Here is a 14,158-nt window from a genome sequence, read left to right on the forward strand (position 1 = left end):
AGTCGAGAGTTGGCGGCCCATGTAACCGCGCATTGTGACGGGCGCTAGTGGGCGGCTCGCGCAAGCAGCGCCTTCGCTTGCGCGACGTGCATGTCCTCGATCATGCGGTCCTTGTACCGCTCGGCCCCACCACTCGCCGCAGCGATCAGCTCGCGCGCTTCTTCCAGTTCCGCCTCGCTCGGATCGAACGCGGCGCGCGCGATGTCGATCTGGTTCGGGTGGATCAGCGTCTTGCCGTCAAAGCCGAGCAGTCGCCCTTCAGTGCACACCGCCGCCAGCCCCTCGGGATCGTCGAGCTTGTTGAACACCCCGTCCAGCGCCCACACCCCGTGCGCCCGCGCCGCCAGCACGATCAGTTGCAAGGCGGTCTGCATCTGCGCCCGGCCCGCCGAGGGCGGCAGCTTCAACGACGCCGCGAGGTCATTCGGGCCGACGATCAGCCCCTGCACATAAGGCAGCGCCGCGATTTCCGCCGCGGCGAGCACGCCGAGCGGCGTCTCGATCATCGCCAGCACCGGCTTCTGCACGATCGAATGGACGTCGGCGGCTTCCTTCGGCGTCTCGACCTTGGGCATCACGACGAAGTCCGCCGCGCTGTCGCGCGCCGCCACCATGTCCGCGCCATAGTCGCCGCTGTCGGCGCCGTTGATGCGGATCGCGGTCAGCTTGCCGCCCATCCCCGCCGCGACGGCCTCGACCGCCATCGCCCGCGCCGCTTCCTTGTCCGCTGCCTTCACCGCATCCTCGAGATCGAGGATGACCATGTCAGCTTTCAACCCTCGCGCCTTTTCGATCGCGCGCGCATTGGAAGCGGGCAGGAACAACGCGGTTCGCGGGGCGGCGTAAATGGCTTTGCTCATCCGCGCGCTATGCTAGGATTGAGCGGGCTTTGCGAGGGGTTATCCAATGGAATTGACGGTCGGCGCCTTCTTCATCGGCATGGTGCTGGTGCTGCTCTACCTGTTCGCCAGCATCAAGATCGTGCGGCAGGGCTATCACTACACGATCGAGCATTTCGGCCGCTTCACCACCGTCGCGCAGCCGGGGTTCAATCTCTACCCCGCCTTTTTCTACCGCGTCGGCCGCCGCGTGAACATGATGGAGCAGGTGATCGACATTCCGGGGCAGGAGATCATCACCAAGGACAACGCCATGATCTCGACCGACGGCGTGGTCTTCTTCCAGGTGCTCGACGCCGCCAAGGCCGCCTATGAGGTCAGCGACCTCTATGTCGCGCTCCTCCAGCTCACCACGACCAATTTGCGCACCGTGATGGGCTCGATGGACCTCGACGAGACGCTGTCGAAGCGCGACGAGATCAACGCGCGGCTGCTCTCGGTGGTCGATCACGCGACCACGCCGTGGGGCGTGAAGATCACCCGCGTCGAGATCAAGGACATCCGCCCGCCCGCCGACATCGTCAATGCGATGGGCCGCCAGATGAAGGCCGAGCGCGAGAAGCGCGCCAACATCCTCGAGGCCGAGGGCAGCCGCGCATCGGAGATCCTGCGCGCCGAGGGCCAGAAGCAGGCGCGCATCCTCGAGGCCGAGGGCCGCAAGGAATCCGCCTTCCGCGATTCCGAGGCCCGCGAGCGCGCCGCCGAGGCCGAGGCCAAGGCGACGCAGGTCGTCAGCCAGGCGATCGAGAATGGCGGCACCCAGTCGCTCAACTATTTCATCGCCCAGAAATATGTCGAGGCGATCGGCAAGTTCGCGACCTCGCCCAATGCCAAGACGATCCTGTTCCCGGTCGAGGCCACGCAGCTGATGGGCACGCTGGGCGGGATCGGCGAGCTGGCGAAAGAGGCGTTCGGCAAGCTCGACGCGCCCGCCCCCGCGCCCAAGGGGCAGAAACCGCGCTCGCTGCCGTTCGAGCAGGTGCAGAAGGCACCCGGGGAAGCCGAATGAACTGGCTGTCGCAGCAGGCCGGCTTCATCTGGCTGATCCTGGCGGCGCTGCTGGCGATCACCGAGCTGATGGTGCCGGGCGTCTATCTGACGTTCGTGGCGCTCGGCGCGGCGGCGACGGGCGTGCTGGCGCTGCTGTTCCCCGAGCTCGGCATGATCGGCCAGCTGATCAGCTTCGCCGCCTGGTCGACCGTCGCGGTGCTGCTCGGCAAGCGCTGGTACAACACCAATCCGATCCCGAGCAGCGACCCGGACTTGAACAACCGCGCCGCGCGGATGATCGGCCAGAGCGTAACGGTGGTCGAGCCGATCAGCGGCGGCTCGGGCCGCGTGCGCGTCGGCGACGGCGAATGGCCGGCGGAGGGACCGGACCTTGCCGCAGGCGAAAAAGCGCGCGTGGTCGAAGTGCGCGGCGGCGTGGTGGTGGTCGAGGCGGTGAAGGCGATCGGATCGGCCTGAACCGCTGTCGTAACGCGGTCTCCGATATGGTAAGCACTGCCGCAGCAATCGAGTTGTTGAGTCGCGTCCCTCGTTCACCGGAGGATCAGCATGACGGCACCGATCGACGAAGCGAAATTCCATGCCTTTATCGGCAAGATGCTCGGCGACCTCGGCGGAGCGATGAGCGTGCCGACCGTGCGTCTCGGCCTCCGGCTGGGACTGTTCGAGGCGCTGGCGCAATCGCCCGCCACTTCAACCGAGCTCGCCGAGCGCGCCGGTGGGCTGCACGAGCGCTATGTGCGCGAATGGGCGCTGGCGCAGGCCGCGAACGGCTATGTCGATTTCGATCCGGCGACGCAGCGCTTCAGCCTCTCGCCCGAACAGGCGATGGTGTTCGTCAACAAGGACAGCCCGGTCTATCTGGCCGGCGCGTTCGAGCTGATCGCCGCGATGGTCGAGGCGGAGCCCAAGGTCGAAGCCTGTTTCCGCCACGGCACCGGCGTGCGCTGGGGCGACCATGCCGGCTGCCTGTTCTGCGCGACCGGCGCGTTTTTCCGGCCCGGCTATGTCAATAATATCGTGCAGGCGTGGATACCGGCGCTCGACGGCGTCGAGGCCAAGCTGCGCGGCGGCGCGAAGGTCGCGGACGTCGGCTGCGGCGTCGGCTTTTCCACGCTGCTGATGGCGCAGGCTTACCCCGAGAGCGAATTCACCGGCTATGATTTTCACGAACCCTCGATCGAGGATGCACGGCGTCACGCGCAGGAACATGGCCTGAGCGACCGGGTGCGGTTCGAGGTCGCGGCGGCGAAGGACGTCGCGGAGAGCGGTTTCGATCTCGTCACCATGTATGACTGCCTGCACGATATGGGCGATCCGCGCGGGTGCGCCGCGCATATGCGGCGAATCCTGGCGCCGGGCGGCACCTGGATGATCGTCGAGCCGATTGCCGGCGACAGCCCCGAGCAGAATTTCAACCCGGTAGGCCGGCTCTATTACAACGCCTCGACGATGATCTGCGTGCCCACTTCGCTCGATCAGGAAGTCGGCGAGGGCCTTGGCGCGCAGGCCGGCGAGGCGCGGCTGTCTGAGATCATGCGGCAGGCCGGGTTCAACCGGGTGCGCCGCGCCACCGAAGGGCCGTTCAACATGGTGCTCGAAGCCGTCTGAATGTCCGCGCCCACTGGCGCTTCCGGCCCGCCCCGCTAAGGTCTCACCGGTAACCACCTCCCCGTTACCGGAGCCGCCATGCGTACCACTCGCCGCCAGTTTCTCGCCTCGACCGCCGCACTCACGGCGCTGCCCGCCCTCCCTGCCTGCGCGCGCGGGCAAGCCGCGGCGCCCGGCGATGCCGCGGCGGAGAAGCTGCTCGCGGCGACGGCGGAGCAATTGCTGGAGGACGACCCCGCCCAGGCGACTTCGCTCGGCATCGACAAGGCCGAGCGCACACATCTGCGCTCGATGCTGCAGGACCGCAGCGCTGCGGGCCTGAAAAAGGCCGCCGACGGCCTGCGCGCCCGCGTCGCGCAGCTCAAGGCGCTCGATCTCAATTCGCTCAGCCCGGTGATGCGCACCAATGTCGAGACGGTGCGTACCTCGCTCGAGATCGCGCTCGACGGCTTCGCCTTTCCCTATGGCGACGTCGCGGTCGGCGGCTGGCGCAACTCGCCCTATGTCGTGGTCCAGAATGTCGGCGCCTATCTCGACACGCCGCGCTTCCTCGACACCGATCACAAGGTGCAGAACGCCGAGGACGCCAGGAGCTGGCTCGCGCGGTTCGAACACTACGCCGCGCAGCTCGACGGCGAGACCGGGCGCTTGCAGACCGCCTATGACAAGGGCGTGATCGCGCCCGACTTCCTGCTCGACAAATGTCTCAAGCAGATCGCGCTGACCCGCGGCGGCGATGTCGCCAAATGGGATCTCGTCTCCGGCTATGCCGGCAAGCCCAACGTCACCGGCGATCAGGCGGCGGCGGCGGCAAAGATCGCAGCCGGCAAGATCGCCCCGGCGCTCGACCGCCAGATCGCGGAATTGAAGCGCCACCGCGCCAAGGCCACCCCGGACGCGGGCGTGTGGAAATTTCCCGATGGCGAGGCCTATTACGCCTGGGCGCTGCGCGCCGCGACCACCACGACGATGACCCCCGACGAGGTGCACCGCACCGGCCGCGAGGAGCTCAAGATGCTCCAGTCGGAAATGGACGGGATCCTGCGCAAGCAGGGCTTCACCAGGGGCACGGTCGGCGCGCGGATGACCGCGCTCGGCAAGGACCAGCGCTTCCTCTATCCCGACAATGACGAAGGCCGTCGCGAGATCCTCGCCTATATGACCAAGACCATTCAGGACATGCGCGCCAAGATGCCGCGCGCCTTCCACACTTTGGTCAAGGGCAATGTTGAGGTGAAGCGCCTGCCGCTCGCCGAGGAGCCCGGCGCACCGGGAGCCTATGGCGGCGCGGGTTCGATCGACGGGACGGTGCCGGGCCGGGTATGGCTCAACCTGCGCACCACGCATCTGCACACCCGCTACAGCCTCGCCACCCTCGCCTATCACGAGGGCATTCCCGGCCATGCCTGGCAGGGCGAATATACGTTCAAGCTGCCGCTGGTGCGCTCGCTGCTCGGCTTCAACGCCTATAGCGAGGGCTGGGCGCTCTACGCCGAACAACTCGGCGCGGAACTCGGCGCCTATGATTCCGACCCGATCGGACGGCTCGGCTATCTCCAGAGCCTCGCCTTCCGCGCCTGCCGCCTCGTCGTCGATACCGGGCTGCACGCCAAGCGCTGGACGCGCGCGCAAGCGATCGAGTGGTTCGCCACCACCAACGGCTCGTCGGTCGACGAGGTCAGCGGCGAGGTCGACCGCTATTGCTCCTGGCCGGGTCAGGCGTGCGGTTACAAGCTCGGTCACACGCACATCAACCAGCTGCGCCGGAAGACGCAAACCGCGCTCGGCAAGCGCTACGATTTCCGCGCGTTCAACGACGCGGTCGTGCTCGGCGGCAACGTCCCGTTGACCGTGCTCGACAGCGTGATCGACCGTCACATCGCGTCGCGGCGGGCCTAGGGCGTGACGACCAGCACCAGCACGAAAACGGCGATCAGGACGCAGCCAATCGCCCAGCCGAACCAGCGGTAGAAGCTGCCCTGCGCCACGCGCTCGAGCACCGCGAACTTCGGATTGGCCGGATCGTAATAGACCGGCACCTGCCCGCCCTCGGGCAGGCCCGCGATCACTTCGGACACCTGCTGATAGGTGCCCGACCAGTTGCCGAACGCATAGCGGGTCGCGGAAAGGCGCTGGCCGCCCACGTCATAGTCATAGCGGATGGCAGGGTAGTAGACCGAGTTGACGACGCGCGCGCCGCTGCGGGTGATCGTGCCGGGCACGCTCGGCCAGCGCTGGGACGCGGCCAGCTGCGCCTCGACGCGTTTGGCCATCCAGTTCATGAAGAAGATGAAGCCGACGCCGACGACCGGCATCAGATACAGCAATGGATGCATGATCTTTCCCCCGCAAATTCAACGCGATCATGCGGCGCAGACCAAATGGGTCAACTGACAATCCCGGTCAGCGCAACGGGGCGACCGGATAGGGCGCGAGGTCGGGGGGCACGAAGCCGCGCCGCGCCGCGACGCAAAACAGCGCCTCGCGGCTGTGGAAGCGCAACGGCCAGTCGCGGATGCCGACCTCGCTTGCCAGCAGCGCGTTGACGTCGCCGGTCAGGTCACCGGTCGCGCGCGTGCCGAGAAACCAGCGCACGCCCGCGACATAAGCGCGCGTGATCGTGTCGTGATAGCCGTTGTGATCGTCATTGACCCCGCCGACGCTCTCGTTGAAGCGCGAGATCAGCTCGGCGATCTCGCGGTCCAAGTCGATATCGGGATGGCGCGCGAGCAGATAGAGACATGCGGCGAGATGCGCCTCATGCGTCCAATCCTCGCGGCGCAGGGCGCAGGCGATCAGACCCTCGCCCAGATGGGCGATTGCCGCGTCGTCGGTGAAAAATCGGATAGAATGGCTGGTCATCGATCGGGCTCTCGATGGCCCGATCGATGACCGGGCCGGTTAGGCTGCTTCGGCGCTCGTTTGCGGCGCCGCCTGGCGGACGCCCTCGTCGACATGCTCGGCGAATTGCGCGAAGTTGGCGACGAACTCGTCGACCAGCTTGGCCGCGGTCGCGTCATAGTCGGCCTTGTTCGGCCAGGCCGCGCGCGGATCGAGCATGTTGGGGTCGATATCGCCGACCGCGACCGGCACCATGAAGCCGAAATTGGGGTCCTTGCGGAACTCGGCGTCGTTGAGGCTGCCGTCCAGCGCGGCGTTGAGCAGCGCGCGTGTCACCTTGATCGGCATGCGCTTGATGCCCGGCGTGGACGCCTTGCCGCCGCTCCAGCCGGTGTTGACCAGCCAGCAATCCACCCCGCCCTTGGCGATACGCGACTTGAGCAGATTGCCATAGACCGACGGGTGGCGCGGCATGAACGGCGCGCCGAAACAGGTCGAGAAGGTCGCCGACGGCTCGGTCACGCCGATCTCGGTCCCCGCGACGCGCGCGGTATAGCCCGAGAGGAAGTGATACATCGCCTGTTCCGGCGTCAGCTTCGCGATTGGCGGCAGCACGCCATAGGCGTCCGCGGTCAGGAAGATGATGTTGGTCGGCACCGGCCCCAGATTCTTCTCGCTCGTGTTCGGGATGAACTCGAGCGGATAGGAACCGCGGCTGTTCTCGGCGAGGCTGTTGTCGTCGAAGTCGAGCTCGCGCGTCTCGGGGTCCATCACGACATTCTCGAGCACCGTGCCGAAGCGCTTGGTGGTCGCGAAGATCTCCGGCTCGGCCTCGGCCGACAGGTTGATCATCTTGGCGTAGCAGCCGCCCTCGAAGTTGAAGACGGCGGTGTCCGACCAGCCATGCTCGTCATCGCCGATAAGCGTGCGCGAGGCGTCGGCCGACAGCGTGGTCTTGCCGGTGCCCGACAGGCCGAAGAACACTGCGGTGTCGCCGTTCGCGCCGATATTGGCCGAACAATGCATCGGCATGATGCCCTCTACCGGCAGCAGATAGTTGAGCAGGCCGAACACGCTCTTCTTCATCTCGCCGGCATAGCGCGTGCCGCCGATCAGGATCAGCTTCTCGGTGAAGTTGACCGCGATCACCGTCTCGGTGCGGCTGCCATGCTTCGCCGGGTCGGCCTGGAAGCTCGGCAGGTCGATGATCGTATATTCGGGCGCGAAGTCCTTGAGCTCGGCGGTCTCGGGACGGACTAGCAGCGTGCGGATGAACTGGCTGTGCCAGGCGAATTCGGTGACCACGCGCACCTTGACGCGATGCTCCGGCTGCGAGCCGCCGAACAGGTCCTGCACGAACAGCGTGTCCTTCGCGCCGAGATGCGCGAGGAAATCCGCCTTGAGGGCGGCGAAATGCTCGGGCGTCATGCCGCGGTTGGTGTCGCCCCACCAGACATTGTTCTCGGTCTCGGCGTCGCGGACGATGAACTTGTCCTTGGCGCTGCGGCCGGTGTGCTTGCCGGTCTCGACCACCAGCGGGCCGTCCTTGGCCAGTTTGCCCTCGCCGCGCTGCAGCGCATGCTCGACCAGCTGCGCGGTCTGCAGGTTCCAGTGGACAGTGGCTGCGGTCCCGACACCCAGGGTGTCGAGGCCGACGTTCGGCTTACGCTCGGTCAAGATCCGTCTCCCCGTCGCTGCGGCCCGACGGCCGCCGCGCTCTTCCATTCAAGATGCAACAGAGTCGCGCATAGGCAGCGGGCCGAATGAGGGTCAATGCCGGTAACCGGTGTCACGCGACCAAGCGACCAGAAGTTATACCAGACAACGTTGACATGAATCGGTGCAGGCGGCCACGCTAATCGGTCGCGGCACGGTTGAGCCGGGGTTAGCATTGGGCTAGGTCAGCGCCATGGCCGCTACGATTGCGCTGGTCGATGACGACCGCAACATCCTGACTTCGGTCTCGATCGCCTTGCAGACGGAGGGGTTCGTGACCCGCGTCTATTCGGACGGCGAGGCCGCATTGAAGGCACTCACCGAGAATCCGGCCGACCTCGCCGTGCTCGATATCAAGATGCCGAAAATGGACGGGCTCGAACTGCTGCGCCGCCTGCGCGAGAAGGTCGCGACGCCGGTCATCTTCCTGACCAGCAAGGACGACGAGCTCGACGAGGCGCTGGGCCTCGCCATGGGCGCCGACGATTATATCTCGAAACCGTTCAGCCAGCGGCTGCTGATTGCCCGCATCCGCGCGATCCTGCGCCGCACCGAAGCCGTCTCTGCGACCGCCGAAGCGGAGGGCGAGCAGGAACCGCAGCCGGTGCTCGACCGTGGCCGGCTGAGCATGGACCCGGCACGGCACAAGGTGACGTGGAAGGGCGACAACGTCACGCTCACCGTCACCGAATTCCTGATCCTCGAAACGCTCGCGCAGCGCCCCGGGATCGTCAAGACGCGCAACCAGCTGATGGACGCGGCCTATCAGGACGACATCTACGTCGACGACCGCACCATCGACAGCCACATCAAGCGCGTGCGCCGCAAGTTCCGGCAAGTCGATTCCGACTTCGACGCCATCGAGACTCTCTATGGCGCCGGTTACCGATTCTCCGACGAATAGCCCCGGCCGCGAGGGCGGCCTGCCGCCCCGCGAGGACCGCGACCTCGCCCTGCGCTGGTCGGCGCGGCTCAGCCTCACGCCGCGCATTCTCGCGGTCAACATCTTCGCGCTGGCGATGCTGGCGGGCGGCTTCTTCTATCTCGACAGCTATCGCGCGCGCATCGTCGACAGCCGCGTCGCGCAGGCGAGCCGCGAGGCCGGACTGATCGCGCAGGCGGTGGCGATGACCCCGCCGGCCGACCGAGCCGCGCTGATCCTGCGCGTGGCCGAGGCGGCGGGGCTGCGCATCCGGCTGTACGATCACAACGGCCGTGTGACGTTCGATACGCGCCGCCAGGGGTTGCGCAACTTCGTGCTGCGCGATCCCGACAAGGACCCGTGGAACCAGACCGCGGCGCGCTTCCTCGACGCGATCATCGACACCGTGGCGGGCGCAGACCGCGCGCCGCAGTTCCGCGAGCGTGGCCCAGACAAAGGGCTCGACTGGCCCGATGTGCTCGCCGCCTTCCAGAAGGGCGGACCGGCGGCGAGCGTGTGGCGCGCACCCGACCGCACCCCCGTGATCACCGCCGCGGCCCCTTACGGCCCGGAGGGCGCGGTGTTTACCACCGTCAATGCCCGCGACATCACCCAGTTCGTGCGAGTCGAGCGCTTTCGGCTCGGCGTCATCCTGGCCGCAACGCTGGCGCTGTCGGTCTTTCTCTCGCTGTTCCTCGCGCGCACGATTGTCCGCCCGCTGCGCCGCCTCGCCGCCGCGGCGGTGCGCGTGCGGCTGGGCCGCGCGCGCGAGGTGGTGGTGCCACGCCTGCCCGAGCGCCGCGACGAGATCGGCCACCTCGCCCGCTCGCTGTCCGACATGAGCCAGGCGCTGCGCGCGCGGATCGACGCGACCGAGGCGTTCGCCGCCGACCTCGCGCACGAGCTCAAGAACCCGCTCGCCTCGTTGCGCTCGGCGGTCGAGAGCCTGTCGAGTGTACGCGATCCCGAGCTTCAGCGGCAACTTCTCGAAGTGGTGCGCGACGACGTCCACCGGCTCGACCGGCTGATCAGCGACATTTCCGAGGCCTCCCGCCTCGACGCGCAGCTTTCGCGCGCCAAGTTCGAGTTCGTCGATCTCGCGGCGATGCTCGACGGGCTGGTCGCGCAACGCAGCCAGCGCGGCATCGCGCGCGACGTGCGGCTGCGCTTCGATCCGCCGTCAGGCCGCGTGCCGCACGTCATGGGCGAAGGCATGCGGCTCGAGCGCGTGTTCGAGAACCTCATCGACAACGCCATCTCCTTCTCACCCGACGAGGGACTGGTCGCGCTCTCGCTTGCCACCGACGAGGACATGGTCGAGGCGCGTGTCGAGGATGAAGGACCGGGCGTACCCGAGGAAGCGCGCGAGGCGATCTTCCGCCGCTTCCATTCGGTGCGCCCCGACAGCGAGGCGTTCGGCCAGCATTCGGGCTTGGGGCTTGCCATCGCCCGCACCATCGTCGAAGGCCATCAGGGGTCGATCGGGGTTGAGTCGCGGGAGGACCGGATGCGCGGCGCGCGCTTCGTGGTCCGGCTTCCGCTGGTCCAGCCCGGCTGACGGGGAGCAAAGGGCCGTGGCCGAACTTTCAACCGAAACGCTGCACGCATCCTGCGTCGCCATCGACGGCCGCGCGGTGCTGATCGAGGGCCGCTCGGGCGAGGGCAAGTCCGACCTCGCGCTGCGGCTGATCGACCGTGGCGCGGTGCTGGTGTCGGACGACTACACGATCTGCACGCGCACCGCCGGCAAGCTCTATGGCGCCGCGCCCGCGACGATCGCGGGCAAGATCGAGGTGCGCGGCATCGGCATCGTCGAACTGCCCCATGTCGAGCGCGCGCCGATCGCATTGGTGGTCACCATCCTCGACGCGCCGCCGCGCATTCCCGAAGGACCGCGCACGCACCGCATCGCCGGGGTCGAGATTCCACAGGTCGCGCTGCCCGCCCTCGAACCCTCGGCGCCGGTCAAGGTCGAACTGGCGCTGCGCCAGCTCGCGCCACCCACGAAATGAGCAAGCCCGCCCGATGACCCACGAGCGCGCCAAGCAGATCCTGCTCGTCACCGGCATGTCGGGCGCGGGCAAGTCGACCGTGCTGCGCACGCTCGAGGATCTCGGCTGGGAAGTCGCCGACAATCTGCCGTTGCTGCTGCTCAACCGCCTGCTCGACACCGATCCGCCCGAGGGTGCGGACGGCGACGACCGGCCGCTCGGGCTCGGCATCGGCACGCGCACGCGCGGGTTCGACGCCGAGAGCGTCGTGCGCCGCATCAAGAAATTGCGCGACGAGCGCGGCTACGACCTCGGCACGCTCTATCTCGACTGTTCGGGGGTCGAGCTCGAACGGCGCTACAACGAAACCCGCCGCCGCCATCCACTGGCGCAGGACCGCCCGGCCGGACAGGGTATCGCGCGCGAACGCGAATTGCTCGAACCGCTGCGGCGCTGGGCCAACCGGCTGATCGACACCACCAACCTTTCGGGCAACGAGCTGGCGCAGCAGATCCGCTCGACCTTTTCGGGCGAAGGGCATGGCGAGCCGACGCTATCGGTGATGTCGTTCGGCTTCGCGCGCGGCGTGCCGGCCAATGCCGATCTCGTCTTCGACATGCGCTTCCTGCGCAACCCGCACTGGGTCGAGTCGCTGCGCCCGGGCACCGGCCGCGATAAGGACGTCGCCGATTATGTCGCCGGCGACCCTACCTATGCCGAATCGATCTCGCGGATCGAGGACCTTCTGCTGCTGCTGCTCCCGCGCTATCGCGCCGAGGGGAAGTCCTATGTAACCATCGCCTTCGGCTGTACCGGCGGGAGACACCGTTCGGTCCATGTCACCGAGCGCGTCGCGGCACGGTTGCACGACGCGGGATTTTCCCCCACGGTGGCGCATCGTGACTTGCAGACCGCGCCGCAGGACTCGCTAGAAGGCCCGCCGGCTGCAAGATGAACCGCATGGGACGCATTTAGGAATGATCGGTCTGGTACTCGTGACGCACGGGCGGCTCGCGGAGGAGTTCGTCGTCGCGATGGAGCATGTGGTGGGCAAGCAGGAGCGAGTCGCGACCATCTCGATCGGCCCCGAGGACGATATGGAAAGCCGCCGCGCCGACATCGCGAAGGCGATCGGCGAGGTCGATGCCGGGCGCGGCGTGATCGTGCTCACCGACCTGTTCGGCGGCACCCCGTCCAACCTCGCCATCTCGCTGATGGACGCCGGGAAGGTCGAGGTGATCGCCGGCATCAACCTGCCGATGCTGATCCGCCTGGGCGGCGCGCGCAAGACGATGAAGGTTACCGAAGCCGTCGCCGCCGCGCGCGAGGCCGGCCGCAAATACATCACCGTCGCATCCGAAGTGCTGGGGGAGGCCGCCGCTTGAGTCGAATCGCCCGTTCCGTCCTGATCGGCAACCGCCGCGGCCTTCACGCCCGCGCCAGCGCCAAATTCGTCACCCTCGCCTCTTCGCAGCCGGTCGAACTGACTGTCGAGAAGGACGGCAATTCGGTCACCGGCACCTCGATCATGGGCCTCATGATGCTGGGCGCGGCGATGGGCGACACGATCACGATCAGCGCCCATGGTGACGGCGCGGAGGACGCGGTGCTCAGGCTGGTCGGACTGGTCGAGGACCGTTTCGGCGAGGATTGAGTCTGTGACCCTTTGTCATTATGTGTATCCTCAACCAAAAGGATACACATCATGCGCACCAATATTGTAATCGACGACAAGTTGATGGCTGACGCCATGCGCGCGAGCGGCGCAAAGACGAAGCGGGAAGCTGTCGAGGAAGCCCTTCGCACGATGATACGGCTTCGCGGGCAGCAGGAAATCCTGAAATTGCGCGGCAAGATCAATTGGGTCGGCGATCTGGATGCGATGCGGACCGATTGATGATCCTCGTCGATACGAGTGTCTGGATCGACTATTTCCGTGACAGACCCACTCGAGAGGTCGATCGCCTCGTTCAACTTCTGGTAGAAGGCACGCCGTTGCTCGGCGATCTGATCCTCGCCGAGCTGCTGCAAGGATGCGACGCCGATCGCGAGTTTGCACAGGTAAAATTCGCACTCGACAATCTTCAGTGGATCGAAATTTGTGGAGCTACCGTAGCGCTGCAAGCGGCGCAAAACTATCGCACGCTCCGCCGCCGCGGGATCACCGTCCGCAAGACCATCGACACGCTGATCGCCACCCGCTGCATCGTCGATAGCATTCCGCTCTTATATTCCGACCGCGACTTCGATCCCTTCGTCAAGCATCTTGGACTGATCCCTTGCCCCGCGAAATAACGGCCTTCTCCAACCCGCTGGTCAAGCGTGTCCGCAGCCTGCGCGACAAGAAGCATCGCCGTGACGAAGGGTTGTTCCTCGCGGAGGGGCTGCGCATCCTGACCGAAGCGCGCGAGGCCGGGCACCTGCCCGAATTTCTCTTCTTCGCGAAGGGAAACGACACCCACCCGCTCGCCGCCGAACTGATCGCCGCGACCGAGACTGCGGGCGGCGAGGTGATCCAGACCGACAGCGACATCCTCGCCAAGCTGTCGGGCAAGGACAATCCCGGCGCGGTGGTCGGCGTCTATCGTGAGCTTGCCACGGACCTCGCCCGGCTCGAGCGCAGCGCAGCGCCGCTGTGGCTGGTCGCCGAGCGGCTGCGCGATCCCGGCAATCTCGGCACGATCCTGCGCACCGCCGACGCGGTCGGCGCGGGCGGACTGATCCTGGTCGACGAGTGCGTCGATCCGTTCAGCGTCGAAGCGGTGCGCGCGAGTATGGGCGCGCTGTTCACGATTCCGATCGCGCGCGCGCCGTGGGACAAATTCCATGCATGGCTGCGGACCGGCCCCGGCCAGCTCGTCGGGCTCGCACTCGAAGGCGCGGTCGATTACCGCGCGCCGGACTTCGCCGCCCCCGTGTTCCTGCTCACCGGCAACGAGGCGCACGGCCTGCCGCCAGCCTATGCGCAGGCGTGCGATGTGCGCGTCAAAATCCCGATGCTGGGCAAGGCCGACAGCCTCAACGCCGCGGTCGCCACCGCGGTGATGGCCTATGCCGTAATCGACCGAATTCGTCCGTAGGGCCGCGCCCTGCGCCGTTGCATTTCTGCAACAACACCGTCCCGTTTCGAAACGCGAGGGGAACAAACCCCGATTCCGTGCGTCGAGCCG

General features: G+C 66.9%; 17 protein-coding genes. 13 read left to right on the top strand and 4 right to left on the bottom strand.

The genetic code is table 11. The features are described 5' to 3' along the window. Nucleotides 1-44 precede the first annotated feature (44 nt). Complete coding sequence (locus tag M9978_RS09750) at nt 45-860, bottom strand: HpcH/HpaI aldolase/citrate lyase family protein (protein ID WP_254292841.1); 816 nt, start codon at nt 858-860, stop codon at nt 45-47. Between the two features lie 46 nt (nt 861-906). On the opposite strand from M9978_RS09750, the gene M9978_RS09755 reads away from it, so the two are divergent. From M9978_RS09755 to M9978_RS09770, 4 genes are all read left to right on the top strand, one after another. After that, nucleotides 907-1,908 (top strand): SPFH domain-containing protein, encoded by a 1,002-nt coding sequence (locus M9978_RS09755; protein ID WP_254292842.1) that lies wholly within the window; start codon nt 907-909, stop codon nt 1,906-1,908. Then, nucleotides 1,905-2,366 carry an NfeD family protein gene (locus M9978_RS09760; RefSeq protein ID WP_254292843.1) on the top strand — a complete coding sequence of 154 codons (462 nt, stop codon included), beginning with the start codon at nt 1,905-1,907 and terminating at the stop codon, nt 2,364-2,366. The genes M9978_RS09755 and M9978_RS09760 overlap by 4 nt, the downstream gene beginning before the upstream one ends. A 90-nt stretch (nt 2,367-2,456) precedes the next feature. After that, nucleotides 2,457-3,518 (top strand): class I SAM-dependent methyltransferase, encoded by a 1,062-nt coding sequence (locus M9978_RS09765; RefSeq protein WP_254292844.1) that lies wholly within the window; start codon nt 2,457-2,459, stop codon nt 3,516-3,518. Nucleotides 3,519-3,596: 78 nt separating this feature from the next. Continuing rightward, nucleotides 3,597-5,417, top strand: coding sequence for a DUF885 domain-containing protein (locus M9978_RS09770; protein WP_254292845.1), 1,821 nt, complete (start codon nt 3,597-3,599; stop codon nt 5,415-5,417). Here M9978_RS09770 and M9978_RS09775 read toward each other — a convergent pair. From M9978_RS09775 to M9978_RS09785, 3 genes are all read right to left on the bottom strand, one after another. Further along, the gene (locus M9978_RS09775; RefSeq protein ID WP_254292846.1) at nt 5,414-5,854 is read right to left on the bottom strand and encodes a DUF3592 domain-containing protein; all 441 of its coding nucleotides are present in this window, start codon (nt 5,852-5,854) and stop codon (nt 5,414-5,416) included. The two genes, M9978_RS09770 and M9978_RS09775, sit on opposite strands and share 4 nt — an antisense overlap. Nucleotides 5,855-5,921: 67 nt before the next feature. Then, nucleotides 5,922-6,380, bottom strand: coding sequence for a hypothetical protein (locus M9978_RS09780; RefSeq protein WP_254292847.1), 459 nt, complete (start codon nt 6,378-6,380; stop codon nt 5,922-5,924). Nucleotides 6,381-6,419: 39 nt separating this feature from the next. After that, nucleotides 6,420-8,084, bottom strand: coding sequence for a phosphoenolpyruvate carboxykinase (locus M9978_RS09785; RefSeq protein WP_436977179.1), 1,665 nt, complete (start codon nt 8,082-8,084; stop codon nt 6,420-6,422). Nucleotides 8,085-8,268: 184 nt separating this feature from the next. On the opposite strand from M9978_RS09785, the gene M9978_RS09790 reads away from it, so the two are divergent. The 9 genes from M9978_RS09790 to M9978_RS09830 are packed head-to-tail and all read left to right on the top strand — an operon-like array spanning nt 8,269 to nt 14,068. Beyond that, the gene (locus M9978_RS09790; protein WP_254292849.1) at nt 8,269-8,979 is read left to right on the top strand and encodes a response regulator transcription factor; all 711 of its coding nucleotides are present in this window, start codon (nt 8,269-8,271) and stop codon (nt 8,977-8,979) included. Then, on the top strand, nt 8,948-10,555 hold the full coding sequence (locus M9978_RS09795) for a sensor histidine kinase (protein ID WP_254292850.1): 1,608 nt from the start codon (nt 8,948-8,950) through the stop codon (nt 10,553-10,555). Before M9978_RS09790 ends, M9978_RS09795 begins: the two co-directional genes overlap by 32 nt. A 16-nt stretch (nt 10,556-10,571) precedes the next feature. Then, nucleotides 10,572-11,009: an HPr kinase/phosphorylase gene (locus M9978_RS09800; protein ID WP_254292851.1), complete on the top strand. Its 438-nt coding sequence runs from the start codon at nt 10,572-10,574 to the stop codon at nt 11,007-11,009. Between the two features lie 13 nt (nt 11,010-11,022). Continuing rightward, a complete protein-coding gene (gene rapZ / locus M9978_RS09805; RefSeq protein ID WP_254292852.1) occupies nt 11,023-11,943 on the top strand; it encodes an RNase adapter RapZ in 921 nt (306 codons plus the stop codon). A 22-nt stretch (nt 11,944-11,965) separates the two neighbouring features. Beyond that, entirely contained in the window at nt 11,966-12,373 is a 408-nt protein-coding gene (locus M9978_RS09810) for a PTS sugar transporter subunit IIA (RefSeq protein ID WP_254292853.1), read from the top strand. Next, nucleotides 12,370-12,642, top strand: a complete 273-nt coding sequence (locus M9978_RS09815; protein ID WP_254292854.1) for an HPr family phosphocarrier protein — start codon at nt 12,370-12,372, stop codon at nt 12,640-12,642. Before M9978_RS09810 ends, M9978_RS09815 begins: the two co-directional genes overlap by 4 nt. Nucleotides 12,643-12,693: 51 nt before the next feature. After that, nucleotides 12,694-12,885 (top strand): type II toxin-antitoxin system VapB family antitoxin, encoded by a 192-nt coding sequence (locus M9978_RS09820; RefSeq protein WP_254292855.1) that lies wholly within the window; start codon nt 12,694-12,696, stop codon nt 12,883-12,885. After that, entirely contained in the window at nt 12,885-13,283 is a 399-nt protein-coding gene (gene vapC / locus M9978_RS09825; RefSeq protein ID WP_254292856.1) for a type II toxin-antitoxin system VapC family toxin, read from the top strand. The genes M9978_RS09820 and vapC overlap by 1 nt, the downstream gene beginning before the upstream one ends. Further along, nucleotides 13,268-14,068 (top strand): TrmH family RNA methyltransferase, encoded by an 801-nt coding sequence (locus tag M9978_RS09830; protein WP_254292857.1) that lies wholly within the window; start codon nt 13,268-13,270, stop codon nt 14,066-14,068. Before vapC ends, M9978_RS09830 begins: the two co-directional genes overlap by 16 nt. The last annotated feature ends 90 nt before the right edge of the window (nt 14,069-14,158 follow it).

The organism is Sphingomonas tagetis, from assembly GCF_024211275.1.
Taxonomy (GTDB): domain Bacteria; phylum Pseudomonadota; class Alphaproteobacteria; order Sphingomonadales; family Sphingomonadaceae; genus Sphingomonas; species Sphingomonas tagetis.

Excerpts from the sequence above, each read along its gene's own strand:
- M9978_RS09755 (WP_254292842.1), top strand. The coding sequence starts at position 907 with ATGGAATTGACGGTCGGCGCCTTCTTCATCGGCATGGTGCTGGTGCTG.
- M9978_RS09780 (WP_254292847.1), bottom strand. The coding sequence starts at position 6,380 with ATGACCAGCCATTCTATCCGATTTTTCACCGACGACGCGGCAATCGCC.
- M9978_RS09785 (WP_436977179.1), bottom strand. The coding sequence starts at position 8,084 with ATGGAAGAGCGCGGCGGCCGTCGGGCCGCAGCGACGGGGAGACGGATC.
- M9978_RS09790 (WP_254292849.1), top strand. The coding sequence starts at position 8,269 with ATGGCCGCTACGATTGCGCTGGTCGATGACGACCGCAACATCCTGACT.
- M9978_RS09750 (WP_254292841.1), bottom strand. The coding sequence starts at position 860 with ATGAGCAAAGCCATTTACGCCGCCCCGCGAACCGCGTTGTTCCTGCCC.
- vapC (WP_254292856.1), top strand. The coding sequence starts at position 12,885 with ATGATCCTCGTCGATACGAGTGTCTGGATCGACTATTTCCGTGACAGA.
- M9978_RS09775 (WP_254292846.1), bottom strand. The coding sequence starts at position 5,854 with ATGCATCCATTGCTGTATCTGATGCCGGTCGTCGGCGTCGGCTTCATC.
- M9978_RS09810 (WP_254292853.1), top strand. The coding sequence starts at position 11,966 with ATGATCGGTCTGGTACTCGTGACGCACGGGCGGCTCGCGGAGGAGTTC.
- M9978_RS09795 (WP_254292850.1), top strand. The coding sequence starts at position 8,948 with ATGGCGCCGGTTACCGATTCTCCGACGAATAGCCCCGGCCGCGAGGGC.
- M9978_RS09765 (WP_254292844.1), top strand. The coding sequence starts at position 2,457 with ATGACGGCACCGATCGACGAAGCGAAATTCCATGCCTTTATCGGCAAG.
- M9978_RS09760 (WP_254292843.1), top strand. The coding sequence starts at position 1,905 with ATGAACTGGCTGTCGCAGCAGGCCGGCTTCATCTGGCTGATCCTGGCG.
- M9978_RS09770 (WP_254292845.1), top strand. The coding sequence starts at position 3,597 with ATGCGTACCACTCGCCGCCAGTTTCTCGCCTCGACCGCCGCACTCACG.
- M9978_RS09820 (WP_254292855.1), top strand. The coding sequence starts at position 12,694 with ATGCGCACCAATATTGTAATCGACGACAAGTTGATGGCTGACGCCATG.
- rapZ (WP_254292852.1), top strand. The coding sequence starts at position 11,023 with ATGACCCACGAGCGCGCCAAGCAGATCCTGCTCGTCACCGGCATGTCG.